Below are 26625 nucleotides of genomic sequence, written 5' to 3' on the forward strand. Positions count from 1 at the left end.
CCAGAACACAAACCAGCATCAGCCAATCCGCTTGAGTTTCACTAGAACGAGTAACTTCGTCGCCAGCAGCGCCGCCGCCCTCGTCAGTGAGTGGGCTTATAGAACTAACCCTCCCAAACAGTCAACACTCATTCCAAAAGTTTTTTGACATTTTTGTAACAGGTTGAAAATCAAGGGCTTTTAGCAAGAATTTTCGAAAGCGTGCAAAATTGCCGCCTGATGAAGCGGTTTTTGGGATTCATTTTCGCCGAATCCCGCAGAATGGCTTCGCCGATGAAGACAAGGCTTATATGGGAAGCCCGAGATCGAATTCCAGCGTGCTTGCCTCTCACACGCCTCACTCGCTAGTTTGGGGAAGAACGATCCGGCGGAGTGAAGAATAATGCTTGTCCTCGATGAAGAACAGACGCGTGCGGCCCTGCCCTGGCCGGAGCTGATCGAGGCGATCGCCGCCATGTTTACGAGCGAATGCGTGATGCCGGTGCGCCATCACCACGACATGGACGTGCCCGGCGAGGAAAGTGCGACGCTGCTTCTGATGCCGGCCTGGGTTCCCGGGCGCTATGCCGGGGTGAAGGCGGTTTCCGTTTTTCCCGGCAATGCGCGGCGCAGCCTGCCGGCAATCTCAGGGACCTATCTTCTTTCCTCCGGCGCCACCGGCGAAATGCTCGCCGTCATCGACGGCGGCGAATTGACGGCACGGCGGACGGCGGCGGCATCGGCGCTGGCCGCCCGTTATCTCGCCCGCCCGGATGCGCAGGAGCTGCTCGTCTGCGGAACCGGTCGGCTGTCGCTCAACCTGATGTTCGCCCATGGCGCGACCCGGCCTATCAAGAAATATAGGATCTGGGGACGCAACACGGACGCGGCAGAGAAAACCGCAGCAGAGGCACGGACGCTCGGTCTGGATGCGGAGGCGACCTCGGACAGGGAAGCAGCCGCTCGAACGGCCGACATCATTTCCTGCGCCACGCTTTCGAGCGAGCCGTTGATATCGGGCGAATGGCTGAAACCTGGCGCGCACCTCGATCTCGTCGGCGCCTTCAAGCCGAGCATGCGCGAAAGCGACGACGAGGCCATCCGCCGTGCTTCTGTCCATGTCGATACCCGTGCCGGCGCCTGTAGCGAGGCCGGCGACATCGTCCAGCCGTTGAAAAGCGGCATACTTGAGATGAGCGACATCAAATCGGAGCTTGCCGAGCTTATCAGCGGCGCGCATAGCGGGCGACGCCATGACGGGGAAATCACCCTGTTCAAGTCGGTCGGCGCAGCACTTGAGGATCTCGCCGGCGCCATCCTTGCCTATGAGACGGTGGCGGGCCGCAAGTGACGAACAGTGCATCCTTGCCGGAGCTTCCGGTTTCGCATGTCCTGCCGGCCGTCGGCGCGGCGCTGGCCGAACGAGGGCGCGCCATCCTTTCCGCCCCGCCCGGCGCCGGCAAGACGACCTTGGTGCCGCTCTACTTGCTCGACCAAGCCTGGCGCGGCGACGGCAAGATCATCCTGCTCGAGCCGCGGCGGCTCGCGGCGCGGGCCGCGGCAAGCCGGATGGCATCGCTGATCGGCGAACAGGTGGGCGAGACGATCGGCTACCGCATGCGCCTCGACAACAGGATATCGGCGGCGACCAGGGTCGAAGTGGTGACCGAAGGGGTTTTCGCCCGGATGATCCTCGACGATCCGGAGCTGTCAGGCGTCTCGGCCGTGCTCTTCGACGAATTCCATGAGCGGTCGCTCGATGCCGATTTCGGGCTGGCGCTGGCGCTCGACGTCCAGTCGGCGCTACGTGACGATCTGCGTATTCTGGTCATGTCGGCGACGCTCGACGTGGAACGCGTGGCCGCCCTGCTCGATCACCCGCCCGTCATCGAAAGCCTGGGGCGCAGTTTTCCGATCGATATCCGCTATCAGGACCGGCCGGGCGGCGAGCGCATCGAGGATGCCGTTACACGAGCGATTATCAATGCACATGCCGAAGAAGACGGCTCGATTCTGGCCTTCCTGCCCGGACAGGCGGAAATCACGCGCACCGTGGAGCGCCTGCAGGGGCGCTTCGGGCCTGAAACGCTGATTGCTCCCCTTTATGGCAATCTCAGCCAGAAGGAGCAGGATGCCGCGATCCGGCCGGCGGCCAAGGGAACGCGCAAGATCGTCCTTGCCACCTCGATTGCCGAAACCTCGATCACCATCGACGGCGTCAGGATCGTGATCGACAGCGGGTTGCAGCGTCTGCCGGTTTTCGAGGCCTCGACCGGGATTACGCGGCTCGAGACGGTGCGCGTCTCCAGGGCCTCCGCCGATCAGCGGGCCGGCCGCGCCGGACGAACGGAACCCGGCATCGCAATAAGGCTGTGGCATCAGGGACAGACGACGGCTTTGCCGGCTTTCACGCCGCCGCAGATTCTTTCCAGCGATCTTTCCGGACTGGTGCTCGATCTCGCCCATTGGGGCGTTCAGGACCCAACGTCGCTCGCCTTCGTCGATCAGCCGCCGGAAACGACGCTCAGGGAAGCGCGGGCACTGCTCGGCCAACTCGGCGCGCTCGACAAGGACGGCGCTCTGACGGCGCGCGGCAAGATCATGCGCGATCTCGCTTTGCCCCCGCGGCTTGCCGCTATGGTCGTTTCATCTGGCGAATCGGGCCATGCCCGGGAGGCGGCGATGATATCAGTGCTTCTGACCGAACAGGGGCTTGGCGGACCGAGCATTGACATCGAGGAACGGCTGCGGCGTTTCAAGGTCGAGCGCGGCGAAAGAGCCGACGCCTCGCGGCGGCTGGCAGGGCGGCTGGCGGCCGGCCTCGACATCGTTGCCGCAACGGCGCCGGCGCTCGCGGGCCAGCTTCTGCTGCATGCATTCCCTGACAGAATAGCGCTTCAGCGCGGCGGACGCGGACGATTCGTGATGGCGAACGGGCGGGGAGCGGAGCTGCCGGAAACCGAAAGGCTTGCCGGCAGCCAGATGCTCGTCATCGCCGATCTCACCGGGCGGGCAGCGCAGGGGCGGATTCTCGCGGCCGCCGAAGTGACGCGCGCCGACATCGAAGTAGAGCTGCCGGGCGAGATCAAAACGGACGACCAGACCTTCTTCGACCGGCAGAGCCGACAGGTGCGGGCGCGGCGGGCAACCCGGCTCGGCGCGATCGTCTTCGAGGAGACGCCCTTGCCGCGCCCTTCCGGAACCGCCGTCACAGCGGCGCTGATGGAAGGTGTGCGCGAATTGGGGCTCGATCAGCTCGCCTTCTCGAAGGAGGCACTCCAGCTTCGCGAACGGATCGGGTTCCTTCACCGGACGATCGGCGATCCGTGGCCCGACGTCAGCGACGATGCAATGCTTTCCCGGCTGGACGAATGGTTCGCCCCCTTCCAGACGGAAGCGCGCGGCCTTTCGGAAGTTTCCGCGGGCGGTCTTTCGAGCGGGTTGATGTCGCTGGTGCCGCACGAGCTGCAGCGCGATCTTAGCCGGCTTGCGCCGACGCATTTCGAGGCCCCGACCGGCCAGCGGCATCCGATCCAATATGAGGGCGAGGAGCCCGTGCTGACGATCCGCGTGCAGGAGCTGTTCGGGCTGAAGCAACACCCGGCCATCGCCGGAGGCCGCCTGCCGCTGCTTCTGGAACTGACCTCGCCGGCGCACCGGCCGATCCAGACGACTCGCGACCTGCCGGGCTTCTGGGCCGGCTCTTGGAAGGATGTGCGCGCCGAGATGCGCGGGCGCTATCCCCGGCATCCCTGGCCTGAACGGCCGGAAGAAGCGCCCCCGACGACACGGGCAAAACCGCGTGGTACATGAGGGCCATTCCCAAGGAGCCTGGCATGATCGACAAGACGGAAAGCCACACGCTGGAAGATCGGCACAGCAGCCGCAGGCTACGCCTGCAGACGCTGGTGCGGTTGCGCTGGCTTGCTGTCGGCGGGCAAGCGGCGACCGTGTTCATCGTTGCCTTCTGGCTGAAATTTCCCCTGCCGCTGATCGCCAGCTGCTCACTGATCGCCGCCCTTGCCTGGGTGAATTTCTACCTGACGATCCGCTATCCGCCGACGCATCGGCTGGGGCCGCCTGCCGCCTTCGCGCTGCTCGGCTTCGATCTTCTGCAACTCTGCGCGCTGCTCTTCATCACCGGCGGCCTTGCCAATCCCTTCGCCGCTCTCGTCTGCGTGCCCGTCATCATCTCCTTTGCCTCGCAGCCGATCCGCTACAGCACCGCGCTGATCGGTTTTGCGATGGTCTGCATCACGGTGCTTGCCTTTTCGCCCTTCCCGCTGCCCTGGTTCGACGGGGTCGAGATCAATGTGCACAATGTCATGCAGTTCGGCGTCTGGTGCTCGATCGCCTCGACGATGGCCTTTGCCGCTTTCTATGCCTATCGCGTCTCGATGGAGGCGGGCCAGCTTGCCGACGCGCTGGCGGCAACCGAACTGGTGCTGCAGCGGGAAAAGCATCTTTCGCAGCTCGACGGGCTGGCTGCCGCCGCCGCGCATGAACTCGGCACGCCGCTGGCGACGATCAGCGTCGTCGCCAAGGAAATGGAACGGGAGCTCAAGGACGACGACCGGTTTCGCGAAGACGTGATGCTGCTGCGCAGCCAGAGCGAACGCTGCCGCGATATCCTGCGGCGGCTGACGACGCTTTCCTCGGAAGGCGAGGCGCATATGCGGCGGCTACCATTATCCTCGATGATCGAGGAGATCGTGGCACCCCACCGGGAATTCGGCATCACGCTCGAGCTCATCGAAAAGAGCCCGCGCAAGGGCGAACCGGTCACCGACCGCAATGCCGGCATCATGTACGGGCTCGGCAACCTCATCGAAAATGCCGTCGATTATGCCAGGGAGAAGGTGACCGTGACGGTCGAGCACAATCACGACAAAGTGCGGATCATCATCGAGGACGACGGCAATGGTTATTCGCCCGACATTCTGACGCGGATCGGCGAACCCTATGTGACCAAGCGGCAGAAGGAGGATACGGCCGGCGGGCTCGGGCTCGGGCTTTTCATCGCCAAGACGCTGCTGGAACGCTCCGGCGCATCGCTGATTTTCGAGAATCGCGACCCGGAAAGCGCGGGTGCGCGCATCCGAATCGAATGGCCGCGCATGCTGATCGACGCAAATTCGACAAAATGAGTTTATCGGCATAAGTAGGAATTGAGATCGGCGCTCAGCCGCCAGGACCCGAGACGATGACAGAACAGAATCATGAAAATTTCGCAGCATCTGATGAAGACCATATCGGTCCCGACGCCAGCCTGCTGATCGTCGACGACGACGGGCCGTTCCTGCGCCGGCTGGCGCGGGCGATGGAGACGCGCGGTTTTCAGGTGGAAACGGCCGAATCAGTGGCGGAAGGCGTTGCGAAATCGAAAGGCAGGCCGCCAAAATATGCGGTGGTCGACCTTCGCCTCGGCGACGGCAACGGGCTCGACGTCATCGAAGCGATCCGCCAGCGACGCGACGACACCCGAATCATCGTATTGACCGGCTATGGCAATATCGCCACGGCGGTGACCGCCGTCAAACTCGGCGCCGTCGATTATCTCGCAAAGCCTGCCGATGCCGACGACGTCTTTTCGGCGCTGACGCAGCGGCCGGGCGAAAAGGCGGAGCTTCCCGAAAATCCGATGTCGGCCGACCGCGTGCGCTGGGAGCATATCCAGCGGGTCTATGAAATGTGCGAGCGCAATGTTTCCGAGACGGCGCGCCGGCTCAACATGCATCGGCGGACGCTGCAGCGCATCCTTGCCAAACGCGCGCCGAAATAGACGAATACGTTCTCAGTATCAGACATCGTCCACATTGAACGGCTTTCCGTTCGCCCATTCGGCCATCATCAGCCTTTGGGCGGCGGCCCGCGAAAAATTGAGCGTGACCGATTTGCGCGTGGCGGGCGCCAAACGGTGTTCCGGCGCCTCGCGAATCATGTGGGCGCCATAACCGTCCGAGAGGAAAAGCCCGCATTCTTCGGGAAAAATGTCGAGCGGCACGCCCTCGTGAGTCGCAAAGAACAGCCGGTCGCAATGCAGCCGGTATTCCGGCCATTTGCGATCGACCCTGAAATCCTCGATCGAGGTCTTGATTTCGATGATCCAGACCTCGCCCTTTTCCGAAAGCGTGATCAGATCGGCGCGGCGGCCGCTCGCCAGCGGCAGTTCCGGCAGTACGGCGTGACGCATTTCATGCAGCAATATCTGCGTTCCCCGCCGCACCATCATGGCTCTGTCCGATTGCCGGCCATCGATTAACGGATTGTTATTGTAAACGCTCAAAATCGTCATGGATAACCATCGCGGTGTCGGGTGTGTTGTTGCAAAAAAACCATGCGCTTTTAATTTGCGCGCGAGACGGATTTGTCGTGCTGCAGCAGTCTTGCAAAGCGCAAGTTAATCGAAAATAAACCATAATCAACGATGGTCGAAAGACCTTCTCCTTGCCCCAAAACTTCAAGAGTCATCTATGCGCTTCCGCAATGCATTCCCTGTATTTGGCCTGCTGACGACGCTCGCTCTGGCCGGTTGCTCCACGAGTTCCGACAGCGCCTCCGTCGACGACAAGGGCGCAGGCCCGACGGTACAGACGGCACAGATCTTCAACGACGCCTACGGCGTGACGAAGGATGCCGGATACTCCCTGCCGGCGATCCCGATCGACAGGGTCAAGCCGCAGTTCCGCCGCCAGGTCGTCAGCTACCAGACCACCGAGCGTCCCGGAACGATCATCGTCAACACGCGCGAGCGCTTCCTCTATTACATCCTCGCCAACGGCAAGGCGATGCGCTACGGCATCGGCGTCGGCAAGCAGGGCTTCGCATGGGCCGGCACCGCCTACGTCGCCTGGAAGCAGGAATGGCCGACCTGGCACCCGCCGAAGGAAATGGCCGTTCGCCGCCCCGACGTCGCCAAGTATGTCGAAGACGGCATGGGCCCGGGTCTCAGCAATCCGCTCGGCGCGCGCGCCATGTATCTCTTCAACGAGGACGGCAAGGACACGCTCTTCCGCCTGCACGGCACGCCGGAATGGGCCTCGATCGGCACCGCCGCTTCCTCGGGCTGCATTCGCCTGATGAACCAGGACGTCATCGACCTTTACAGCCGCGTCCGTCCCGGCAAGGGCACGTCCAAGGTCGTCGTCATTCAGTAAGCTAGATACCGAATTCGGTATAAAAAAGGCCGCCGGAACCTCGTTCCGGCGGCCTTTTCATATTCACACGGCCTGCTTCGCTTTCAATTCGAGGCGACGGCGGTGAAGCACCGGCTCGGTGTAGCCGTTCGGCTGCTCCCTGCCCTTCAGGACGAGAACAAGAGCCGCCTGGAAGGCGATCGAACCGTCGAAATTGCCTGCCATCGGCTGGTAGGCGGGATCGGATGCGTTCTGCCGGTCGACGACGGCGGCCATACGCTTCATCGTCTCGACGATCTGAGCCTCACCGACGACCTTGTGATGCAGCCAGTTCGCCATGTGCTGGGCCGAGATGCGCAATGTCGCGCGGTCTTCCATCAGGCCGACATTGTTGATGTCGGGCACCTTCGAGCAGCCGACGCCGTGATCGATCCAGCGCACGACATAGCCGAGAATGCCTTGGGCATTGTTGTCGAGCTCGCGCTGGATTTCCTCCGGCGTCCAGTTCGGCCGCACCGCGACCGGCACGGAGAGAATATCTGACAGCTTGGCGCGGGCGCGGTCCTTCAGCCCTTGCTGGACCTTGGCGACGTTGACGCGGTGATAGTGGGTGGCGTGCAGGGTCGCCGCCGTCGGCGACGGCACCCAGGCGGTGTTGGCGCCGGCTTTGGGATGGGCAATCTTCTGTTCCAGCATCGCCGCCATCAGATCCGGCATCGCCCACATGCCCTTGCCGATCTGGGCATGGCCCGACAGGCCGCATTCGAGACCGATATCGACGTTCCAATTCTCATAGGCCGAAATCCAGGCCGCCTGGCGCATGTCGCCCTTGCGAATCATCGGGCCGGCTTCCATCGAGGTGTGGATTTCGTCGCCGGTGCGGTCGAGGAAGCCGGTATTGATGAAGACGACGCGCTCGCGGGCGGCGCGGATACATTCCTTGAGGTTGACGGTGGTCCGGCGTTCCTCATCCATGATGCCCATCTTGATGGTGTTGCGCGCCATGCCGAGCATATCTTCGACCCGCGAAAAGATCTCGACGGCGAAAGCGACTTCTTCAGGGCCATGCATCTTCGGCTTGACCACATACATGGAGCCGGTGCGGGAATTCTTCTTCCGGCCGGCCGTACCGATATCATAGAGCGCAATCAGGCCGGTGATGACGGCATCCATGATGCCCTCGGGCACTTCATTGCCGTCCCGGTCGAGGATCGCAGGATTGGTCATGAGGTGGCCGACATTGCGCACCAGCATCAGCGAGCGGCGATGCACCTCGAAGGAAACGCCATCGGGGCCGGTATAGTCCAGATCCGGGTTGAGCTTGCGGATGAAGCTCGTTCCACCCTTCGCCACCTCTTCCTGCAGATCGCCCTTCATCAGGCCGAGCCAGTTACCGTAGACGACGACTTTGTCTTCGGCATCGACGGCGGCAATCGAATCCTCGCAGTCCATGATCGTCGTGATCGCCGATTCCAGCCAGACGTCGGAAATATGCGCCGGGTCGGACTTGCCGATCGCCGTCGACGCGTCGATGACTATATCGATGTGAATACCGTTATTCTTGAGGAGAATATGGGAGGGAGCGGCGGCGTCACCGCGATAGCCGGCAAAATGCCCGCTATCCCCGAGCGTTACCTGCTCGCCGTCGACCGATCTGACGACAAGCGCTCCATCCTTGACGGCGAAGCTTCCGATGTCCTTCCAGCTCCAATCCTGCAGCGGCACCGATGCATCGAGGAAGTCGCGCACCCAGGCGATGACCTTCTCGCCGCGCTTCGGATTGTAGCCCTTGCCCTTCTCGACGCCGTCGCTCTCGGGAATGGCATCCGTGCCATAGAGCGCATCATAGAGCGAACCCCAGCGGGCATTGGCGGCGTTGAGCGCATAACGCGCATTCATGACGGGAACGACAAGTTGCGGACCGGCGATCGAAGCGATTTCAGGATCGACATTTTCTGTCGAGACCTGAAAATCCGAGCCCTCGGGCAGGAGATAACCGATTTCGCGGAGGAATGATTGGTATTCATCCATATCCGCCGGCGCACCATGACGGCGATACCAATCGTCAATCTTTGCCTGCAGTTCGTCGCGTTTGGCGAGCAATGCGCGATTCCTCGGGCCGAGATCGTGAACGATCGCCGAAAAATCAGCGAAAAACTTCTCCGCATCGACCGCCAGACCCGGCAATACGTCCTTGACTAGGAAATCGTGAAGGACGGTTTCGATGGCAAGACCGTTCTTGTCTATGCGGCTCATGCGACATTCTCCCTGCAGCAGCTTTCGGAAGCTGACACTTTGCCCGGCTTTCATTCACAGTCAATTCAGCAATAATTCGAAAGATTTATGCTCTTTCGGAAATTATGCGCGGCGTCACGCGCATCGGCAGTCCGTTCTGTGGCTGAGTCGTCAGCTTCTGCACCGGCCAGGGGTTGGTCTGATCGGTGGAATCGAAGCGATAACGGTGCATCAGGACGGCAAGGGCGATCACCGCCTCCTGAAGCGCGAAGGTCGCTCCGATGCAGACGCGCGGACCGGCGCCGAAAGGCAGGAACTGGAAGCGTCCGATAGAGCCGCGATTTTCCGGCAGGAAGCGCTCCGGCATATAGGCGCGCGGTCTGTCCCAGTGACGTTCGTGGCGATGCAGCGTCCAGGGCATGATGAGCACCGTGACGCCGGCCTCGATCTCGACCCTCTCGCCCTTGGCGCTCGTCCAGGAATCATCCGCTATAGCGGCACGGTTGATGGATGGCGCAGGGGGATAAAGGCGCAGGGCCTCCTCGAAGGCGGCGCGCGTCTGCGGCATCATATCCAGCCATTTCACAGGTTCGGCGCCGGTGGCGAGCACCGCGTCGATTTCCTCTTCCATCGCCGCGCGGATATGTGGGCTGTTCGATACGCAATAGAGCGTCCAGGCCAATGCCCGGGCTGTGGTCTCATGCCCTGCGCCGATGAAGGTCAGGATATTGTCTTCGATCTCTTCCTTCGTCAGTCCGTCAGGGCCTGCCTGTTCCAGGAGCAGCGTCAGGAAATCCTCGGGCGCGGCACGGCGATCCGCCTTCATCTTGGCAAGCCGCATATCCATCGTGTCACGCACGATGGCGCGGAATTTCTCCAGCACTTTCTGGCCACCGATGCGTGTCACACGTGGAACCCAGGATGGAGCGCGCATCAGATCCATCGGGTCGACGCGACCCATGCGATGCAGAAGTTCATTGACGTCATCAGCGAAATGGCCGCTCGAGGTGACGATTTCACCGGAGAATAACGTGTCAGCGAGAATCGCGAAGGTCAGCTCGGTCATATCGGTGCTGATATCGAAAATCGCGCCTGCCTCGCCCGCGCTCTCATATTTACGGACATAATCTTCCGATTGGCGCAGCATCTGTCCGGCAAAGCCCTGGGCATGGCGGGGCGTGAAGACAGGCGCCACCGCCTTGCGTGATCTCTTCCAGACCGGACCTTCGGCGGTCAGAAGGCCGTCACGGAGGATCGGTCGCAGGACAAGCTGGCGAACATCCGACATGCGGTAATTATTGGCATTGTCGACCAGCACATGCTTGATGAGGCCGGGATCGTTGACGATCAGCGTCCTCTGGCCGAAGAAGCTCGTTCTGATCCAGGGCAGCGTATAGGAGGGCTCGCCCCAGAGTTCGAGCGGGTTGCGCAGTATGATGCGGATGATTTCCAGCCGGCTCGGCGGCACGGTGCGCGGCAGCGGTGCCGGCGGAACGAAGGGATCAGGACGCATGTCCATCGTCAAAGCCTTTCGGGGAAGATCGGCGCCTTCCCGGCAAGCTTGAAGCTAGAGCAGGCCCTTGAGTTCGTCCAGCTTGTCGTTGATCAGCCAGCCGTAATAATTCTCCTCCGGCCAGACCGTCGTGCCGCCAGAACGGTTCTTCGCGGCAAGGGCCGCGGCACGCTGGCGCGAATTGCCGACATTATAAAGCGTCGCGGTCAAGCCGGGATTGCCCGAGATATCCATGCCGGCAATCTCCTTGTAATCGTCGATCGACCTGCGGATCGAAGCGGCGACGAAGGCGAGCGAGATATCGGGATCCATGATGGCCTTGTAGACCGCGCCGGCATTCTTCTCGTTCAGCTTCGGATAACCCGACACGCGGCTGACGAGATCGGAGAGCATCAATGCCGTCAGCGGGTTGACCTGGCCGAGACCGAAGGTCTGGCCGGCATAGAAGGGCTGGAAGAAGACGGCGCTGAAGCGGTTGTTGGGGAAGCTTTGACCGCCGACGGTCTTACCACGGAAATCGCTTTCCCAAACGTCTTCGCGGCAGGACCAGAGTGTATAGGAATCGCTCTTGCCCTTGCATTCGGCAAATTGCGGCCGCGCGACGAAATCGTCGATGTTTTCGCCGTCATAGGCGAAACGGAAGCTTTCTCCGGCATAGGAGGCGGCTTTTACATAATAGGCCTGCAACCGGTCGTAGGCGTCGACATTATAGGTATGTTCGCCGACGATCGCGCCGATGACATGGATGGGATTGATGCCGTAGGCGCTGGAGACCTTGCGGATCTTGGCCATCAGCTCGCGATCGGTCGCCAGAAGCTCGTGGACCTTCTCGTATTTCAGATCGAAGCTGCTCTTGGTGCCTTTGGTGCGGCGGACGGATGCGCCCGGAATATCGGGCTGCTCGGCATGACGATTGCCTGCCGGCACCGTCTGCATTGCGAAGGCCGGCGCTGAATTCACCAGGGCAACGGCAATCATAAGGCTTGTCAAAAGGCGTCGCACGATCCGCTATCCCGTCCGTTCATCGTCCTGTTCGCGATGCGGCTGACTGGACCAGAATCTTGGCCGAATAAAGCCGGAGCGGAAAACAAAACGGGCCTTCACTAAAAAGTAAAAGGCCCGCTGTCGAGAGTGGAATTCGTCACAACTCGGCATTCACACCGGTAAAGAGGTGAACCGGTGCGCCGATATCACAGAATGAAGCGCGACAGGTCGGTATTCTGCGCGAGATCGCCGACATGTTCGCGCACATATGCGGCATCGATCGTAATCGCCGTGCCGCCGCGATCCGGGGCGTTGTAGGAAATATCGTCCAGGACCCGCTCCATCACCGTCTGCAGGCGGCGCGCGCCGATATTCTCGACGGAGGAGTTCAGATGCACGGCGACGTCGGCAAGCGCGTCGATCGCGTCCTCGGTGAAATCGAGGTTCAGGTTTTCGGTCTCCATCAGCGCGCGATACTGGCGGATGAGGCTCGCTTCCGTCTCGGTCAGGATCCGGCGGAAATCCTCCTTGTTCAGCGGGCGCAGCTCGACACGGATCGGCAGGCGGCCCTGCAGCTCGGGAAGAAGATCCGAAGGCTTGGCGACATGGAAGGCGCCCGACGCGATGAAGAGCACGTGGTCGGTTTTGACAGGTCCGTATTTGGTCGAGACCGTCGTGCCTTCGACGAGCGGCAGGAGGTCGCGCTGCACGCCTTCACGGGAAACGCCCGCCCCCATGCCGCCGTCGCGGGCGGCGATCTTGTCGATTTCATCGAGGAAGACGATGCCGTCATTCTCGACCGAGCGGACGGCCTCGCGCTGGATCACCTCATTGTCGATCAGCTTGTCGGACTCGTCGCGGATCAGATCGGTATAGGAAGCCTTGACCGTCGTGCGCACCTTCTTGGTACGGCCGCCCATCGCCTTGCCGAACATTTCCGACAGGTTCAGCACGCCGATATTGGCGCCCGGCATGCCGGGAATTTCGAAGCCGCCCATGCCGGAACCGGTATCGGCCACCTCGATATCGATTTCCTTGTCGTCGAGTTCGCCGTCCCTCAGCTTCTTACGGAAGTTCTCGCGGGTGGCAGGCGAAGCGGTGGTGCCGACCAAGGCATCGAGAACACGCTCTTCGGCGCTGACATGCGCCTTGGCCTGCACTTCGGCCCGCTTCTTCTCGCGCACCAGGCCGATGCCGACTTCGACAAGATCGCGGACGATCTGCTCGACATCGCGGCCGACATAGCCGACCTCGGTGAATTTGGTGGCTTCCACCTTGATGAAGGGCGCGCCGGCGAGCTTTGCCAGGCGGCGGGAAATTTCCGTCTTGCCGACGCCGGTCGGGCCGATCATCAGGATGTTCTTGGGCATGACTTCGTCGCGCAGGCTCGGATCGAGCTGCTGGCGGCGCCAGCGGTTGCGCAGCGCGATCGCGACGGCGCGCTTGGCCTCATGCTGGCCGATGATGTAGCGGTCGAGTTCGGAAACGATCTCGCGGGGGGAAAAGGTCGTCATTGCGTATCATTCTCCTGGCGGTCCGGGGCGATCAGCGGCACCCGGCCGTAATTCATCGTTATTTCGCCAAGCCTTGAAAGCATGGTTGGTCCGGCCGCACCTCAGCCTTCGACCTCAAGCGATTCCACCACGATATTATGGTTTGTGTAGACGCAGATGTCGGCGGCGATATCGAGGGCGCGGCGCGCGATCTCTTCGGCCGATTTGTCGGTATCCATGAGCGCGCGGGCGGCCGCGAAGGCGTAGTTGCCGCCCGAGCCGATCGCCGTCGTGCCATGCTCAGGCTCCAGAACATCGCCGTTGCCGGTGATCGCGAGCGTGATCGACTTGTCGGCGACGAGCATCATGGCTTCGAGATTACGCAGGTATTTGTCGGTACGCCAGTCCTTGGCGAGTTCGACGGCGGCTCGCATCAGCTGGCCGGGATATTGCTCCAGCTTCTTTTCAAGCCTTTCGAGCAGGGTGAAGGCATCGGCGGTGGCGCCGGCGAAACCGGCGATGACCTCGCCCTTGCCGATGCGGCGCACCTTGCGGGCATTGCCCTTCATGACGGTCTGGCCGAGGCTCACCTGGCCGTCGCCCGCCATCACCACCTTGCCGCCTTTTCGAACTGTAATGATCGTTGTCATAAAACACCTGTCTGCCCATGACGAGGGCTACTCTGCCAAGCCGCTCACCGGCCTTGTTGAACCCTATGTAAGTGGGCCGGAGCCGATTGCAAATGGGCCGGCTTTTCTCTTCCCCGGCTTCTGGATATTTCCCCATGCGCCTGATAAGGAACGGCCTTATTCCGATGGAGGGCCAGATGGCCGAGACCGCAGCAAGCCGCACGGGCAGCGTTTCCCGCAAGACCAACGAGACCTCGATTTCCGTTTCCGTCAATCTCGACGGTACCGGCAAATCGAAGATTTCGACGGGCGTCGGCTTCTTCGATCATATGCTCGACCAGCTTTCGCGGCATTCCCTGATCGACATGGAGATCGACGCCAAGGGCGACCTGCATATCGACGATCACCATACCGTCGAGGATACGGGTATCGCGATCGGCCAGGCGATCTCCAAGGCGCTCGGCGACCGGCGCGGCATCACGCGCTACGCTTCGATAGACCTTGCCATGGACGAGACGATGACCAAGGCCGCGGTCGATCTTTCCGGCCGGCCCTTCCTCGTCTGGAACGTCGCCTTCAGCGCGCCGAAGATCGGAACCTTCGACACCGAGCTCGTCCGCGAATTCTTCCAGGCGCTCGCCCAGAATGCCGGCATCACCTTGCATATTCTCAACCATTATGGCGCCAACAACCACCATATTGCCGAGACATGCTTCAAGGCCGTTGCCCGCGCATTGCGCACGGCGACAGAGATCGATCCGAGACAGGCGGGCCGTGTTCCCTCGACCAAGGGCACGCTCGTCTGAGCCCCTTAAGGGAGCGGCGAGAATGACTTCAAGCTATATTTTCCTGACGCCGCCCGGCAGCGCAGGTACACGCCTTGACGAAACGCGAGCCATCCGCGACGGCTTCACGTGGCTCGGCTTCCTGTTCCCGTGGATTTGGCTACTGGCACATCGGCTGTGGCTGCCGGCGGGCGTGGCCTTTCTGGCGCAGGCAGTCGGCGGCGCGCTGATGGACGAGCCGGGTCTCGGGCTGGCGGGAGCGGCGATCGCGCTTGGTGTGAATGTGCTGGTCGGCCTCGAAGGCCAGAATTTGCGCATTCGCAGCCTTGCCGCCACAGGCTGGAACGAAGACGGGCTCGTTACAGCCGATACGATCGGCATTGCCGAGGACGTCTATTTCTCGGACAAGGCAAACATTACAGAGAGCGACGGCGCCGCCGCACCGGACTGGGAGAACAAGACCCGCCCGGACGGCCGCCACGGCCATGCCACCTCGCTCGGTCTTTTCGGTTTTGATGGAGGACGCTGATCATGCGCGTCGCGATTATCGACTACGGTTCCGGCAACCTGCGCTCGGCGACCAAGGCTTTCGAACGGGCTGCCCGCGAGGCGGGCATCGATGCGCATATCGACCTCACCGACAAGGCAGAGAATGTCGCTGCGGCTGACCGTATCGTACTTCCCGGCGTCGGCGCCTATGCCGATTGCCGGCGTGGCCTCGATGCCGTGCCTGGGATGACCGAAGTGCTGATCGAGGCTGTCGAGAAGAAAGCGCGGCCATTCCTCGGCATCTGCGTCGGCATGCAGCTCATGTCCTCGCGCGGCCTCGAAAAGACCGTCACCCATGGTTTCGGCTGGATTCCCGGCGACGTCATCGAGATGACGCCTGGAGATCCCACGCTGAAGATCCCGCAAATCGGCTGGAACACCCTCGATCTCCAGCGCGAACACCCGCTCTTCGACGGCATTCCCACAGGATCGCAGGGGCTGCACGCCTATTTCGTCCATTCCTACCATCTTGCCGCCGAAAATGCGGGCGATGTCATCGCGACCGTCGACTATGGCGGCCCGATGACCGCTCTCGTCGGGCGCGACAACATGGTCGGGGCACAGTTCCATCCGGAAAAGAGCCAGAAACTCGGGCTTGCGCTGATCGCCAATTTCCTGCGCTGGAACCCGTAATACGGCCGCCTTATTTTTCCTTTATGGAAACGGCGGAACAGGAGTGTGCTCGATGCCGGCTTCGCGGAAATCAGGCAAGGTGCTCTATACGCTCAGGCCCTCCCGGGAAGGCCTTCCTCCCTTCTCGGATATCAGGCTTCCCGGCGGAACGATCATCCGCCGCGTTGACGAAGCCATCCATAGGAGGGCGCTTTCCAATGCAGCCAAGGCGTTGAAAGAAAGGCTGGACCGATGATCCATGAGTTTCTTGCCGGCAACGAGAATTCCCAGCTGCGCGCCAATGGCATCAGCGCCGGCGATATCGCCGAGGCGGTGCTGGAATTCTATATCGAGGGCGAAGACGACCTGATCGGTCTGCTCGCCTATGCCCTTTATGAACGGCAAAAGCGCGATTTCGTCCTCAGCCATCGCAAGCGCAACGCCGGCCGTTCGCCCAATGAGGCGGAGCTTGCTGCCGTCAACAGCAACTATCTCTCCACAGACCTGCGCAACACGCTGCGCGACCGCGCCTCGCAGATCCTTTCGAGTTATGCCGAGACCTATGTGGAGGCGATGGAGCCCGAGATCCGGCTTGCGGCCGTCAACAACGATGCGCTGCGCCGGGTGCGCGAGATCGAGAAATCGGTGAAAAAGCGCCTGGGCTTCTGGCGCCAGGTGCGCGCCGGCTTCACCGTTACCCTGCTGATCCTACTGCTTTTCGGCGCGGCCACCATTGCCGCTGTCTTTTTCCGCTCGGATATCGTAGATGCGTGGAATGCGCTGATGGTACCGACCACTTTACGGACGTAAGACGACATGATCCTTTTTCCCGCGATCGACCTGAAGGGCGGCCAGTGCGTCCGCTTGAAACTCGGCGACATGCAGCAGGCGACGGTCTACAACACCGATCCGGCCGCCCAGGCGAAATCCTTCGAAGACCAGGGTTTCGAATGGCTGCACGTGGTCGATCTCGACGGCGCCTTTGCGGGACATTCGGCCAATGGCGATGCCGTCGAGGCGATCCTGAAGGCGACCAAGAATCCGGTGCAGCTCGGTGGCGGCATCCGCACGCTCGATCATATCGAAGCCTGGCTGTCGCGCGGCCTGCGCCGCGTCATTCTCGGCACTGTCGCGGTCAGAAATCCTCAGCTGGTCATCGAGGCCTGCCGGAAATTTCCCGGCCGCGTCGCCGTCGGCATCGATGCCAAGGGCGGCAAGGTGGCCGTCGAGGGTTGGGCTGAAGCTTCCGAACTCGGCATCATCGAGCTCGCCAGGAAATTCGAGGGCGCCGGCGTTGCCGCGATCATCTACACCGATATCGACCGCGACGGGATCCTGACCGGTATCAACTGGGCGTCGACGCTGGAGCTTGCCGACGCCGTCTCCATCCCCGTCATCGCTTCGGGCGGCCTTGCCTCCATCGAAGACATCGAGCGCATGCTGCAGCCCGATGCGCGGAAGCTCGAAGGGGCGATCTCGGGCCGTGCGCTTTACGACGGCCGGATCGATCCGGCGGAAGCGCTGGCGCTGATCAAGGCCAGCAGGGCCAGGGAGACTGCGTAAATGACCCTCAAGGCTCGTGTCATCCCCTGCCTCGACGTCAAGGACGGCCGTGTCGTCAAGGGCGTCAATTTCCTCAATCTCGTCGATGCCGGCGATCCCGTCGAAGCGGCGAAGGCCTATGATGCGGCCGGCGCCGACGAACTCTGCTTCCTCGATATCACCGCTTCTTCGGACAATCGCGAGACGATCTTCGATGTCGTGTCGCGCACAGCCGACCAGTGCTTCATGCCGCTGACGGTCGGCGGCGGGGTCAGAACCATCGCCGATATCCGCAAGCTCCTGCTGTGCGGCGCCGATAAGGTCTCGATCAATTCGGCAGCCGTCAGCAATCCCGATTTCGTCGCCGAGGCGGCCGACAAGTTCGGCGATCAGTGCATCGTCGTCTCGATCGACGCCAAGCGCAGGCGCACGCAGGCGGTCGGCGGCTACAATCTCAGCGCCTGGGAGATCTATACGCATGGCGGCCGCAATGCGACCGGCATCGACGCCATCGAATTCGCCCAGAAGATGGTGGCCCGCGGCGCAGGCGAACTGCTCGTTACCTCGATGGACCGCGACGGCACCAAGGTCGGCTACGACCTGGAACTGACGCGGGCGATCGCCGATGCGGTGCGGGTGCCGGTCATCGCGTCGGGCGGCGTCGGCGATCTCGACGATCTCGTCGCCGGGGTGAAGGAAGGCCATGCCAACGCGGTACTTGCCGCCTCGATCTTCCATTTCGGCACCTATACCGTCGGCGAGGCCAAGCACTATATGTCGAAGTGCGGCATCGACATGCGTCTCGACTGAACCTTGAAAGCGGACATATGAGCGGATTTTCCCTTTCCGACCTCGAAAGGATCGTCGCAGAGCGATCGAACGCCTCGCCGGAGCAATCCTGGACGGCAAAGCTCGTGGCCGCCGGCCAGCCGAAAGCGGCAAAAAAGCTCGGTGAAGAGGCGATTGAAGCCGTGATGGCGGCGGTGACTGATGACCGCGACAATCTGACCTATGAAGCCGCCGATGTGCTCTATCATCTCTTGGTCGTATTGCGGATTGCTGAAATACCGTTAGAGAATGTCATGGCCGAACTCGAGCGCAGAACCGCGCAGTCCGGCCTCAAGGAAAAGGCCAGCCGGCAGGGTTCATGAGTATCGCGACTGAGATTATCGGGGTGCCGGAAACGTTGGATCACTTCCAGTCGGAATCCTATTCGCCCTACCATTTCTTTTCTTCCGAACAATGGGCGAAATTCCGGGCCGACACGCCGCTGACGCTGACCAGCGACGAGGTCAAGCGGCTGCGCTCGATGGGCGATCCGATCGATCTCGACGAGGTCCGGCGCATCTATCTCTCGCTGTCGCGCCTGCTTTCGTCGCATGTCGAATCCTCGCAGATGCTGTTCAACCAGCGCAACCGCTTCCTCAGCATGTCGGATGTGACGAAGACGCCTTTCGTCATCGGCATCGCCGGTTCGGTCGCCGTCGGCAAATCGACCACTGCCCGTATCCTCAAGGAGCTTTTGGGACGCTGGCCCTCGAGCCCGAAAGTCGATCTCATCACCACCGACGGCTTCCTCCACCCGAACGCCGTGCTGCAGCGGGAAAAGCTGATGCAGCGCAAGGGTTTTCCGGAGAGCTACGATACGGCCGCGATCCTACGCTTCCTCTCGGCGATCAAGGCGGGACAGCCTGACGTGAAGGCGCCCTGCTATTCGCACCTCGTCTACGACGTGCTGCCGGACGAATACAAGATCATCGACCGGCCCGACATCCTGATCTTCGAAGGCATCAACGTGCTGCAATCGCGCGACTTGCCGGCCGACGGCAAGATCGTGCCCATGGTGTCCGACTTCTTCGACTTTTCGATCTATATCGATGCGGCGGAAAACAAGATCCATAACTGGTATGTGACGCGCTTCATGCGGCTGCGTGAAACCGCCTTCCGCGATCCCAACTCTTATTTCCATCGCTACGCGTCGATCACCGATGCGGAAGCGCTTGAAATCGCCGAGGATCTCTGGACGAACATCAACCTGAAGAACCTGCGCCAGAACATCCTGCCGACGCGGCCGCGCGCCGATCTCATCCTGAAAAAAGGCAAGGACCACCTGATCGAGCAGGTTGCGCTCAGGAAACTATAGCAGGCGATCAATTTTCACGAATGGACGCGTCGCAGCGTCAGATTGATGCGGCCGCCGTTCTTCAGCAGCGTCGACGTCCCGGGATGAATGCGGTCAACGCCATGGAAACAAAGCCTCCCCTCGCCGCCCAGCACGACCAGATCGCCGCTCGCAAGCTTGAAGGATAGCGTGCGATCATTGCGGTTGAGGCCGCCGACCCGAAAGAGGCAGCTGTTGCCGAGCGAGATCGAGACGACCGGCGCCTGCAAATCCCTCTCGTCCTTATCCTGATGCAGGCCCATGCGGGCGTCGTCGGAATAGAAATTGACGAGGCAGGCCTCCGGCGGCTTCTCATAACCGTAAACGTCATTCCAAATATCGAGCAAGAGGTTCGGCATCTCAGGCCAAGGCCTGCCGGTTGCCGGATGCGTCGGCTGATAACGATAGCCGCGCTCCTTGTCCGTTACCCAGCCGAGCGGCCCGCAATTGGTCATCCTGACCGACATCGGCTTACCGGTGCCGGGCATGACGGGCACATAGAGCGGCGCTTCGGTGACGACGGTACGGATGAGCTCGACCAATTCTTCCTGGCGCGCCCGGTCGAGGTAGCCGGGGAGATGGCGGATGCCGTTCAGGAGACCCGGCATATCACTCGCCGCCGCCCGGGCGGCCACGCATTTTCTTGACTTCAGAGCGGCCGGATTTTTCTTTCAGCCGACGCTCGACAGAACCCTTGGTCGGCTTGGTCTTCTTGCGCGGCGGCGGTGGCGGCTTGGCCGCTTCCAGGATCAGCTCCTTCAGCCGCTCGCGCGCATCCTCCCGGTTGCGGTCCTGGCTGCGAAAGCGGCTAGCCTCGATCATCAGCACGCCCTCCTTCGACATACGCCGGCCGGCGAGCTTGACCGCATTGGCCTTGACGCGATCATTGAGGGAAGGTGAATTCGGGATGTTGAAGAACAGCTGGACCGCGGTCGAGACCTTGTTGACATTCTGCCCGCCGGGACCGCCCGCCAGAACGAACTGTTCCGTCAGTTCCCATCCCGCGATGGTGATCCTGTCATCGATGTAGAGAGCGTCGCTGGCCATGCGGCGTTCTATCTCATATCGCCGGCCAATTGGAAATATCGGCCGGCAACGAGAAAACCCGGCAATCCTGCGACGCCGGGTTTCACGTGAATCAGAAAGTTTATCCGCTTTATTCGGCTGCGACCTTCACGCCCGGGGCCGCGTCGCGGACGCCGCCATCGACATGATTTTCGAACTTGGCGAAGTTGGCGATGAACATCGAGACCAGCTTTTCGGCCTGCGCGTCATAGGCGGCCTTATCGGCCCAGGTCGAGCGCGGATCGAGAATGCCGCCATCGACACCATCGACGGAGACCGGCACGGCGAAGCCGAAGTTGGCGTCCGTGCGGAACTCGACCTGGCCGAGCTTGCCGCTCAGAGCCGCGGCCAGCAGCGCGCGTGTCGCCTTGATCGGCATGCGCTTGCCGGTGCCGTAGGCACCGCCGGTCCAGCCGGTGTTGACGAGCCAGCACTCGACGCCGTGACGGCCGATCAGCTCCTTGAGCAGATTGCCGTATTCGGCCGGGTGGCGCGGCATGAAGGGTGCGCCAAAGCAGGTGGAGAAGGTCGCTTCCGGCTCGACGACACCCTTTTCGGTGCCGGCCACCTTGGCGGTGTAGCCGGAGAGGAAGTGATACATGGCCTGATCGGGCGTCAGGCGCGCGATCGGCGGCATGACGCCGAAGGCATCGGCCGTCAGCATGATGATCGTCTTCGGATGCCCGGCGCGGCCGGTTTCCGAAGCGTTCGGGATGAAATGCATCGGGTAGGCGCAACGGGTGTTTTCCGTCAGCGAACCGTCATCGAAATCGGGCTCGCGACGTTCGTTGAGGACGACGTTTTCGAGCACGGTGCCGAAGCGCTGGGTCGTCGCGTAGATCTCCGGCTCGGCCTCGGCCGAAAGGCGGATGGTCTTGGCGTAGCAGCCGCCTTCGAAGTTGAAGATGCCGTTTTCGCTCCAGCCATGTTCGTCATCGCCGATCAGCGTGCGGGCCGGATCGGCCGAAAGGGTCGTCTTGCCGGTGCCGGAAAGGCCGAAGAAGACTGCCGCATCGCCATCCGGGCCGACATTGGCCGAGCAGTGCATCGGCATCACGCCCTTGGCCGGCAGCAAGTAGTTGAGGACGGTGAAGACCGATTTCTTCATTTCGCCGGCGTAAGATGTGCCGCCGATGAGAACGAGGCCGTTGGTGAGATCGCAGGCGATCACCGTTTCCGAACGGCAGCCGTGGCGCGCCGGATCGGCCTTGAAGCTCGGCAGATCGATGATCGTCAGCTTGGGCAGGAAAGTTGGCAGTGCTGCGGCGTCAGGACGGATCAGCAGATTGCGGATAAACAGCGAATGCCAGGCGAACTCGGTTACGACGCGGGTCGGCAGAGCATGGCCTTCTTCGGCGCCGCCGACGAGGTCCTGGACGAAAAGGTCCTTGCCGGCAGCATGCGCCAGCATGTCATCGCGCAGCAGGGCGAAGTGCTCCGGCGAGAGCGGCTTGTTGTTGTCCCACCAGATTTGACCATCCGTATTGGCGTCACGGACGACGAACTTGTCACGCGGCGAACGACCGGTGTGCTGACCGGTAAGGGCCCGAAGAGCGCCCTGAGCGGTCAGTTCGGCTTCACCCCGGCGGATCGATTCCTCATAGAGCGCTGCGGCGGAAAAGTTATAGCGAACGCTGGCTGCGCCGCCCAATCCAACCGTTGCAAGCTCCGTTGCCGGGTTATGAACTCCGAACTTTTCCATGGCTAGTTCCCTTTGCTCAGGCTCGTTGCCGTTAAAACTAAGCGGGAAAATACGGGGAGAAATTTTAAAAGACAAGAGACAAAAATTGAGAAAATGCAGTAATATCAAATAATTAATCGATTTAAATTTCTGTCGTTCTTTTTAAATCGTTTGAAGGCGCCGCGTTGAAACATTTTGGCGCACCACTTCGGGTTGCGGTGGAATTTTACGACAATCCTCCCCTTTATCTTTGCCACAATTTGTTCCACCTTTATCCTCCATAAGCGCATCCGGTCACTGAGACCGCCTGGGGACGACTAAAATCCGGGAGATTGCGCACTGATGACGGAGACCAACACCATGCCGACAATCGCGCTCGTTGACGACGACCGCAACATCCTGACCTCGGTGTCGATCGCACTGGAGGCCGAAGGATATAAGGTCGAGACCTATACGGACGGTGCCTCGGCGCTCGACGGCCTTCTGGCGCGACCGCCGCAGCTTGCGATCTTCGATATCAAGATGCCGCGCATGGACGGCATGGAACTTCTGCGCCGCCTGCGGCAGAAATCGGATATTCCGGTCATCTTCCTCACCTCCAAGGATGAGGAGATCGACGAACTGTTCGGCCTGAAGATGGGCGCGGACGATTTCATCACCAAGCCTTTCTCGCAGCGTCTGCTGGTGGAGCGCGTGCGCGCCGTCCTGCGCCGCGCCTCGAGCCGCGAAGCCGCGGCCGCCGGCGGCACGAGCCCCAGCGGCGCGCCGAAAGCCGGCGCGGTGCAGCAGGCCCGTTCGCTGGAACGCGGACAGCTGGTCATGGACCAGGAGCGCCACACCTGCACCTGGAAGGGCGAGGCCGTGACGCTGACGGTGACGGAGTTCCTGATCCTGCATTCGCTGGCGCAGCGCCCCGGCGTCGTGAAAAGCCGCGACGCGCTGATGGATGCGGCCTATGATGAACAGGTCTATGTCGACGACCGGACCATCGACAGCCACATCAAGCGGCTGCGCAAGAAATTCAAGATGGTCGATACCGACTTTGATATGATTGAAACGCTCTACGGAGTGGGATACCGCTTCCGCGAAGCAGCCTGAGCCCGAACGGCGCAGCGCGAGGAATTGTTGAGGGTTGCGGGCCGGTCGATCCGGCCCCACCCTTCGAAAGGGCCTGTCATTGGCACAATTGGTTCAGGAAAGGGATCTGGACGACGCGGAGGGCGTGAGCACCCGTCGCGTCCGAGGCCGCCGTTGGTCACATCCCTTCACGCTGATCCGCCGCATCTTCGGCAATGCGGTGTTTTCGAGCCTGACGCGGCGCATCCTGTTCTTCAACCTCGTCGCGCTGGTCGTGCTCGTCGGCGGCATCCTTTATCTCAACCAGTTTCGCGAAGGCTTGATCGACGCCCGCGCCGAAAGCCTGCTGACGCAGGGTGAAATCATCGCCGGCGCCGTTTCGGCCTCCGCGTCGGTCGATACGAACTCGATCACCATCGATCCGCAGAAGCTGCTCGAGCTGCAGGCCGGCCAGAGCATTACGCCGGTGCCGAACGACGAGGACCTGGAATTCCCGATCGATCCGGAGAAGGTCGCCCCGGTCCTGCGCCGGCTGATCTCGCCGACGCGCACGCGCGCGCGCATCTTCGATGCCGACGCCAATCTGCTGCTCGATTCGCGTCACCTCTATTCGCGCGGGCAGGTGCTGCGCTTCGACCTGCCGCCGGTCGAAGAAGAGAAGCAGACCTGGAGCGATTGGTTCGCGACCCTGTTCAACAAGGCGCTGCAGCCCGGCAATCTGCCGCTCTACAAGGAAGCGCCGGGCGGCGACGGCTCGATCTATCCCGAAGTCATGAACGCGCTGACCGGCGTGCGCGGCGCTGTGGTACGCACTACGGAGAAAGGCGAGCTGATCGTTTCCGTCGCCGTGCCGATCCAGCGCTTCCGCGCCGTGCTCGGCGTGCTGCTGTTGTCGACGCAGGCGGGCGACATCGACAATATCGTCCATGCCGAACGGCTTGCCATCATGCGGGTCTTCGGCGTGGCGACGCTCGTCAACGTGCTGCTGTCCCTGGTGCTGTCGTCGACCATCGCCAATCCGCTGCGCCGGCTTTCGGCAGCGGCGATCCGCGTGCGCCGTGGCGCCAAGACGCGCGAGGAGATCCCCGACTTCTCCGCCCGCCAGGACGAAATCGGCAATCTTTCCATCGCCTTGCGCGAGATGACGACGGCGCTTTACGACCGCATCGATGCGATCGAGAGCTTTGCGGCCGATGTCAGCCACGAACTCAAGAACCCGCTGACCTCGCTGCGCAGCGCCGTCGAAACGCTGCCGCTCGCCAAATCCGACGAATCCAAGAAACGGCTGCTTGACGTCATCCAGCATGATGTGCGCCGCCTCGACCGCCTGATCAGCGACATATCGGACGCCTCGCGCCTCGATGCCGAACTTGCACGCGTCGATGCCGGCTCCGTCGACATGGAAGTGCTGCTGCGCGACCTGATCGACGTGTCCCGCCAGATCCGGGGCAGCAAGAAGCAGGTGGAAATCGAATATACGATCGAACGCAAGCCGAACATCAAGACGCGTTTCGTCGTCAACGGCCACGATCTGCGCATCGGTCAGATCGTCACGAACCTGATCGAAAACGCCCGCTCCTTCGTTCCCGAGAAGGGCGGCAAGATCACCGTGAGGCTGGTGCGCACGCGCTCGCGCTGCGTCACGACCATCGAAGACAACGGCCCCGGCATCCAGGCGGAAAATATCGACCGCATCTTCGAGCGTTTCTATACGGACCGGCCGGAATCGGAAGGTTTCGGCCAGAATTCCGGCCTCGGCCTTTCGATCAGCCGCCAGATCGCCGAAGCCCATGGCGGTTCGCTGAGGGCGGAGAACATCACCGATGGCGAGAACGGGCGCGTGCTCGGCGCGCGCTTCATCCTCGCCCTTCCGCTTGACGCCGCCGCATGAGCGGGCCGGCTCCCAACATCCATGCGACGGCGATCGTCGTCGGCAGGACGGGGCTCCTGTTCAGCGGGCCGTCCGGCTGGGGAAAGTCGATGCTGGCCTTCACCTGCATGACCGAGGCCCGCCGGCTGGGTCTCTTTACGGCGCTCGTCGCTGACGACCAGGTCCTCCTGTCGGAAGATGCCGGCTCGGTGATTGCCGCATGCCCGCCGTCGATCGCCGGGTTGATCGAGCTTCGCGGCACCGGCATCGTCCGGCAGGATCACGTGCCCCAGGCAATCATGCACTATGCCGTGCTTCCCGGCAGCGCTTCCGGTGAAAACCGCGTCCCCGCGGAGGGCGAAATCGTCAGTCTCGCCCCGGGTTTTTCGCTTCCCGCATTGCGGCTGCTCACAAATGTTGCCTCACCGCTGGCGATCCTCATGGCGAAAGCGCCTGACATCGGATGCTGAAGGCTTCCGGATTGATCAATCCGCCTTATATATTTGCATTTTTATCTTGCACTTCGGCTTTTCATAGCCAAGATGTGCCGCCACCGGTGGACGAAATTGCTGCATTGCGATATCTCAGCCACCGTTTGCGGATATGGGAGCAGTAATATCATGATCGGACTTGTGCTTGTCACTCATGGCAAGCTGGCTGAAGAGTTTCGTCATGCTGTCGAGCACGTCGTCGGTCCTCAGAAATTCATCGAGACGGTCTGTATTGGCCCCGAAGACGATATGGACCAAAGACGGCAGGACATTCTGCAAGCCGTTTCCGGTGCCGACGACGGCCATGGCGTCGTCATCCTGACCGACATGTTTGGCGGCACGCCGTCCAATCTTGCCATATCGGTCATGAGCAGCGGCCATACCGAGGTCATTGCCGGCGTCAACCTGCCGATGCTGATCAAGCTCGCTGGCGTGCGCGGCGAGAACAACATGGAGAAGGCGCTGGTGGAGGCTTCCGAAGCCGGGCGGAAATATATCAATGTCGCGAGCCGCGTGCTCAGCGGAAAATAACGGGCCTTCATGACGTCGCTTTCCCGGGAACTCCTCATCATCAACAAGCGCGGTCTTCACGCGCGCGCCTCCGCCAAATTCGTGCAGATGGTCGAGAATTTCGATGCAGCCATCACCGTTTCCAAAGATGGAATGACGGTCGGCGGCACCTCGATCATGGGCCTCATGATGCTGGCGGCAAGTCCTGGCTCGAGCGTGGTCGTCTCGGCGAGCGGCATCCAGGCCGCCGAAGCGCTGGAGGCGCTGGATCAGCTGATCCAGAACAAGTTCGGCGAAGAAATGTGACCTCGGC

29 protein-coding genes are annotated in these 26625 nt (G+C 61.7%); 19 read left to right on the forward strand and 10 right to left on the reverse strand.

Annotated features, from left to right (window positions below):
• The first annotated feature begins 382 nt into the window (after positions 1 to 382).
• From ATY78_RS14375 to ATY78_RS14390, 4 genes are read left to right on the forward strand one after another with little or no spacing between them, the layout of a single operon-like run.
• The gene (locus ATY78_RS14375; RefSeq protein ID WP_088683002.1) at positions 383 to 1330 is read left to right on the forward strand and encodes an ornithine cyclodeaminase family protein; all 948 of its coding nucleotides are present in this window, start codon (positions 383 to 385) and stop codon (positions 1328 to 1330) included.
• On the forward strand, positions 1327 to 3792 hold the full coding sequence (hrpB, locus tag ATY78_RS14380; protein ID WP_088683003.1) for an ATP-dependent helicase HrpB: 2466 nt from the start codon (positions 1327 to 1329) through the stop codon (positions 3790 to 3792). The genes ATY78_RS14375 and hrpB overlap by 4 nt, the downstream gene beginning before the upstream one ends.
• A 23-nt stretch (positions 3793 to 3815) precedes the next feature.
• Positions 3816 to 5126 (forward strand): ActS/PrrB/RegB family redox-sensitive histidine kinase, encoded by a 1311-nt coding sequence (locus tag ATY78_RS14385; protein WP_088683061.1) that lies wholly within the window; start codon positions 3816 to 3818, stop codon positions 5124 to 5126.
• Between the two features lie 56 nt (positions 5127 to 5182).
• A complete protein-coding gene (locus ATY78_RS14390; RefSeq protein ID WP_088683004.1) occupies positions 5183 to 5761 on the forward strand; it encodes an ActR/PrrA/RegA family redox response regulator transcription factor in 579 nt (192 codons plus the stop codon).
• A gap of 18 nt (positions 5762 to 5779) precedes the next feature.
• Here ATY78_RS14390 and ATY78_RS14395 read toward each other — a convergent pair whose 3' ends face one another.
• Positions 5780 to 6274 (reverse strand): MmcB family DNA repair protein, encoded by a 495-nt coding sequence (locus ATY78_RS14395; RefSeq protein ID WP_088683005.1) that lies wholly within the window; start codon positions 6272 to 6274, stop codon positions 5780 to 5782.
• A gap of 50 nt (positions 6275 to 6324) precedes the next feature.
• Positions 6325 to 6450, reverse strand: a complete 126-nt coding sequence (locus tag ATY78_RS28980; protein ID WP_280950446.1) for a hypothetical protein — start codon at positions 6448 to 6450, stop codon at positions 6325 to 6327.
• Positions 6451 to 6452: 2 nt separating this feature from the next.
• Here ATY78_RS28980 and ATY78_RS14400 point away from each other — a divergent pair, with 2 nt between their 5' ends.
• A complete protein-coding gene (locus tag ATY78_RS14400; RefSeq protein WP_088683006.1) occupies positions 6453 to 7136 on the forward strand; it encodes a L,D-transpeptidase in 684 nt (227 codons plus the stop codon).
• Positions 7137 to 7199: 63 nt separating this feature from the next.
• On the opposite strand, the gene ATY78_RS14405 is transcribed toward ATY78_RS14400, so the two are convergent.
• From ATY78_RS14405 to hslV, 5 genes are all read right to left on the reverse strand, one after another.
• Positions 7200 to 9371: a malate synthase G gene (locus ATY78_RS14405; protein WP_088683007.1), complete on the reverse strand. Its 2172-nt coding sequence runs from the start codon at positions 9369 to 9371 to the stop codon at positions 7200 to 7202.
• Between the two features lie 85 nt (positions 9372 to 9456).
• Complete coding sequence (locus ATY78_RS14410) at positions 9457 to 10869, reverse strand: cytochrome P450 (RefSeq protein WP_088683008.1); 1413 nt, start codon at positions 10867 to 10869, stop codon at positions 9457 to 9459.
• A gap of 48 nt (positions 10870 to 10917) precedes the next feature.
• On the reverse strand, positions 10918 to 11865 hold the full coding sequence (locus tag ATY78_RS14415; protein ID WP_088683009.1) for a DUF1402 family protein: 948 nt from the start codon (positions 11863 to 11865) through the stop codon (positions 10918 to 10920).
• A gap of 188 nt (positions 11866 to 12053) precedes the next feature.
• Entirely contained in the window at positions 12054 to 13361 is a 1308-nt protein-coding gene (gene hslU / locus ATY78_RS14420; RefSeq protein ID WP_088683010.1) for an ATP-dependent protease ATPase subunit HslU, read from the reverse strand.
• Positions 13362 to 13462: 101 nt separating this feature from the next.
• Positions 13463 to 13990, reverse strand: coding sequence for an ATP-dependent protease subunit HslV (gene hslV / locus ATY78_RS14425; protein ID WP_008528783.1), 528 nt, complete (start codon positions 13988 to 13990; stop codon positions 13463 to 13465).
• 176 nt (positions 13991 to 14166) lie between these two features.
• Here hslV and hisB point away from each other — a divergent pair, with 176 nt between their 5' ends.
• Genes hisB through coaA form a run of 9 tightly spaced genes read left to right on the forward strand, consistent with a single transcriptional unit; the run spans position 14167 to position 19600 of the window.
• A complete protein-coding gene (gene hisB / locus ATY78_RS14430) occupies positions 14167 to 14775 on the forward strand; it encodes an imidazoleglycerol-phosphate dehydratase HisB (RefSeq protein WP_010033258.1) in 609 nt (202 codons plus the stop codon).
• 22 nt (positions 14776 to 14797) lie between these two features.
• The gene (locus tag ATY78_RS14435; RefSeq protein ID WP_088683011.1) at positions 14798 to 15283 is read left to right on the forward strand and encodes a DUF2628 domain-containing protein; all 486 of its coding nucleotides are present in this window, start codon (positions 14798 to 14800) and stop codon (positions 15281 to 15283) included.
• A gap of 2 nt (positions 15284 to 15285) precedes the next feature.
• Positions 15286 to 15936, forward strand: coding sequence for an imidazole glycerol phosphate synthase subunit HisH (gene hisH, locus ATY78_RS14440; RefSeq protein WP_088683012.1), 651 nt, complete (start codon positions 15286 to 15288; stop codon positions 15934 to 15936).
• A gap of 52 nt (positions 15937 to 15988) precedes the next feature.
• Positions 15989 to 16171: a hypothetical protein gene (locus ATY78_RS14445; RefSeq protein WP_088683013.1), complete on the forward strand. Its 183-nt coding sequence runs from the start codon at positions 15989 to 15991 to the stop codon at positions 16169 to 16171.
• Positions 16168 to 16725 (forward strand): hypothetical protein, encoded by a 558-nt coding sequence (locus tag ATY78_RS14450; RefSeq protein WP_088683014.1) that lies wholly within the window; start codon positions 16168 to 16170, stop codon positions 16723 to 16725. The genes ATY78_RS14445 and ATY78_RS14450 overlap by 4 nt, the downstream gene beginning before the upstream one ends.
• 6 nt (positions 16726 to 16731) lie before the next feature.
• Entirely contained in the window at positions 16732 to 17478 is a 747-nt protein-coding gene (gene hisA, locus ATY78_RS14455) for a 1-(5-phosphoribosyl)-5-[(5-phosphoribosylamino)methylideneamino]imidazole-4-carboxamide isomerase (protein WP_088683015.1), read from the forward strand.
• Positions 17479 to 18267, forward strand: coding sequence for an imidazole glycerol phosphate synthase subunit HisF (gene hisF / locus ATY78_RS14460; RefSeq protein WP_088683016.1), 789 nt, complete (start codon positions 17479 to 17481; stop codon positions 18265 to 18267).
• 17 nt (positions 18268 to 18284) lie between these two features.
• Positions 18285 to 18608: a phosphoribosyl-ATP diphosphatase gene (locus tag ATY78_RS14465; protein WP_088683017.1), complete on the forward strand. Its 324-nt coding sequence runs from the start codon at positions 18285 to 18287 to the stop codon at positions 18606 to 18608.
• Positions 18605 to 19600, forward strand: coding sequence for a type I pantothenate kinase (gene coaA, locus ATY78_RS14470; protein WP_088683018.1), 996 nt, complete (start codon positions 18605 to 18607; stop codon positions 19598 to 19600). Before ATY78_RS14465 ends, coaA begins: the two co-directional genes overlap by 4 nt.
• Before the next feature lie 14 nt (positions 19601 to 19614).
• On the opposite strand, the gene ATY78_RS14475 is transcribed toward coaA, so the two are convergent.
• The 3 genes from ATY78_RS14475 to ATY78_RS14485 all read right to left on the reverse strand — a co-directional run bounded on the left by ATY78_RS14475 (position 19615) and on the right by ATY78_RS14485 (position 22385).
• Positions 19615 to 20226 (reverse strand): alpha-ketoglutarate-dependent dioxygenase AlkB, encoded by a 612-nt coding sequence (locus tag ATY78_RS14475; protein ID WP_088683019.1) that lies wholly within the window; start codon positions 20224 to 20226, stop codon positions 19615 to 19617.
• 1 nt (position 20227) lies between these two features.
• Entirely contained in the window at positions 20228 to 20665 is a 438-nt protein-coding gene (gene arfB, locus ATY78_RS14480; protein WP_088683020.1) for an alternative ribosome rescue aminoacyl-tRNA hydrolase ArfB, read from the reverse strand.
• A gap of 109 nt (positions 20666 to 20774) precedes the next feature.
• Entirely contained in the window at positions 20775 to 22385 is a 1611-nt protein-coding gene (locus ATY78_RS14485; protein WP_088683021.1) for a phosphoenolpyruvate carboxykinase, read from the reverse strand.
• A gap of 339 nt (positions 22386 to 22724) precedes the next feature.
• Between ATY78_RS14485 and ATY78_RS14490 the strand changes: the two genes are divergently transcribed.
• From ATY78_RS14490 to ATY78_RS14510, 5 genes are all read left to right on the forward strand, one after another.
• Positions 22725 to 23462, forward strand: a complete 738-nt coding sequence (locus ATY78_RS14490; protein ID WP_189636746.1) for a response regulator transcription factor — start codon at positions 22725 to 22727, stop codon at positions 23460 to 23462.
• Between the two features lie 79 nt (positions 23463 to 23541).
• On the forward strand, positions 23542 to 25332 hold the full coding sequence (locus ATY78_RS14495; protein ID WP_088683022.1) for a sensor histidine kinase: 1791 nt from the start codon (positions 23542 to 23544) through the stop codon (positions 25330 to 25332).
• A complete protein-coding gene (locus tag ATY78_RS14500) occupies positions 25329 to 25781 on the forward strand; it encodes a serine/threonine protein kinase (protein WP_088683023.1) in 453 nt (150 codons plus the stop codon). The genes ATY78_RS14495 and ATY78_RS14500 overlap by 4 nt, the downstream gene beginning before the upstream one ends.
• A gap of 150 nt (positions 25782 to 25931) precedes the next feature.
• Positions 25932 to 26333 (forward strand): PTS sugar transporter subunit IIA, encoded by a 402-nt coding sequence (locus ATY78_RS14505; RefSeq protein ID WP_004672623.1) that lies wholly within the window; start codon positions 25932 to 25934, stop codon positions 26331 to 26333.
• Between the two features lie 9 nt (positions 26334 to 26342).
• Positions 26343 to 26618, forward strand: a complete 276-nt coding sequence (locus ATY78_RS14510) for an HPr family phosphocarrier protein (protein WP_088683024.1) — start codon at positions 26343 to 26345, stop codon at positions 26616 to 26618.
• Positions 26619 to 26625: the final 7 nt, after the last annotated feature.

It is taken from the genome of Rhizobium sp. R635, from assembly GCF_002211285.1.
Classification (GTDB): domain Bacteria; phylum Pseudomonadota; class Alphaproteobacteria; order Rhizobiales; family Rhizobiaceae; genus Rhizobium.

Excerpts from the sequence above, each read along its gene's own strand:
- ATY78_RS14375 (WP_088683002.1), top strand. The coding sequence starts at position 383 with ATGCTTGTCCTCGATGAAGAACAGACGCGTGCGGCCCTGCCCTGGCCG.
- ATY78_RS14385 (WP_088683061.1), top strand. The coding sequence starts at position 3,816 with ATGATCGACAAGACGGAAAGCCACACGCTGGAAGATCGGCACAGCAGC.
- ATY78_RS14390 (WP_088683004.1), top strand. The coding sequence starts at position 5,183 with ATGACAGAACAGAATCATGAAAATTTCGCAGCATCTGATGAAGACCAT.
- ATY78_RS14395 (WP_088683005.1), bottom strand. The coding sequence starts at position 6,274 with ATGACGATTTTGAGCGTTTACAATAACAATCCGTTAATCGATGGCCGG.
- ATY78_RS28980 (WP_280950446.1), bottom strand. The coding sequence starts at position 6,450 with ATGACTCTTGAAGTTTTGGGGCAAGGAGAAGGTCTTTCGACCATCGTT.
- ATY78_RS14400 (WP_088683006.1), top strand. The coding sequence starts at position 6,453 with ATGCGCTTCCGCAATGCATTCCCTGTATTTGGCCTGCTGACGACGCTC.
- ATY78_RS14405 (WP_088683007.1), bottom strand. The coding sequence starts at position 9,371 with ATGAGCCGCATAGACAAGAACGGTCTTGCCATCGAAACCGTCCTTCAC.
- ATY78_RS14410 (WP_088683008.1), bottom strand. The coding sequence starts at position 10,869 with ATGGACATGCGTCCTGATCCCTTCGTTCCGCCGGCACCGCTGCCGCGC.
- hslU (WP_088683010.1), bottom strand. The coding sequence starts at position 13,361 with ATGACGACCTTTTCCCCCCGCGAGATCGTTTCCGAACTCGACCGCTAC.
- hslV (WP_008528783.1), bottom strand. The coding sequence starts at position 13,990 with ATGACAACGATCATTACAGTTCGAAAAGGCGGCAAGGTGGTGATGGCG.
- hisB (WP_010033258.1), top strand. The coding sequence starts at position 14,167 with ATGGCCGAGACCGCAGCAAGCCGCACGGGCAGCGTTTCCCGCAAGACC.
- ATY78_RS14435 (WP_088683011.1), top strand. The coding sequence starts at position 14,798 with ATGACTTCAAGCTATATTTTCCTGACGCCGCCCGGCAGCGCAGGTACA.
- hisH (WP_088683012.1), top strand. The coding sequence starts at position 15,286 with ATGCGCGTCGCGATTATCGACTACGGTTCCGGCAACCTGCGCTCGGCG.
- ATY78_RS14445 (WP_088683013.1), top strand. The coding sequence starts at position 15,989 with ATGCCGGCTTCGCGGAAATCAGGCAAGGTGCTCTATACGCTCAGGCCC.
- ATY78_RS14450 (WP_088683014.1), top strand. The coding sequence starts at position 16,168 with ATGATCCATGAGTTTCTTGCCGGCAACGAGAATTCCCAGCTGCGCGCC.
- hisA (WP_088683015.1), top strand. The coding sequence starts at position 16,732 with ATGATCCTTTTTCCCGCGATCGACCTGAAGGGCGGCCAGTGCGTCCGC.
- hisF (WP_088683016.1), top strand. The coding sequence starts at position 17,479 with ATGACCCTCAAGGCTCGTGTCATCCCCTGCCTCGACGTCAAGGACGGC.
- ATY78_RS14465 (WP_088683017.1), top strand. The coding sequence starts at position 18,285 with ATGAGCGGATTTTCCCTTTCCGACCTCGAAAGGATCGTCGCAGAGCGA.
- coaA (WP_088683018.1), top strand. The coding sequence starts at position 18,605 with ATGAGTATCGCGACTGAGATTATCGGGGTGCCGGAAACGTTGGATCAC.
- ATY78_RS14475 (WP_088683019.1), bottom strand. The coding sequence starts at position 20,226 with ATGCCGGGTCTCCTGAACGGCATCCGCCATCTCCCCGGCTACCTCGAC.
- arfB (WP_088683020.1), bottom strand. The coding sequence starts at position 20,665 with ATGGCCAGCGACGCTCTCTACATCGATGACAGGATCACCATCGCGGGA.
- ATY78_RS14485 (WP_088683021.1), bottom strand. The coding sequence starts at position 22,385 with ATGGAAAAGTTCGGAGTTCATAACCCGGCAACGGAGCTTGCAACGGTT.
- ATY78_RS14490 (WP_189636746.1), top strand. The coding sequence starts at position 22,725 with ATGCCGACAATCGCGCTCGTTGACGACGACCGCAACATCCTGACCTCG.
- ATY78_RS14500 (WP_088683023.1), top strand. The coding sequence starts at position 25,329 with ATGAGCGGGCCGGCTCCCAACATCCATGCGACGGCGATCGTCGTCGGC.
- ATY78_RS14505 (WP_004672623.1), top strand. The coding sequence starts at position 25,932 with ATGATCGGACTTGTGCTTGTCACTCATGGCAAGCTGGCTGAAGAGTTT.
- ATY78_RS14510 (WP_088683024.1), top strand. The coding sequence starts at position 26,343 with ATGACGTCGCTTTCCCGGGAACTCCTCATCATCAACAAGCGCGGTCTT.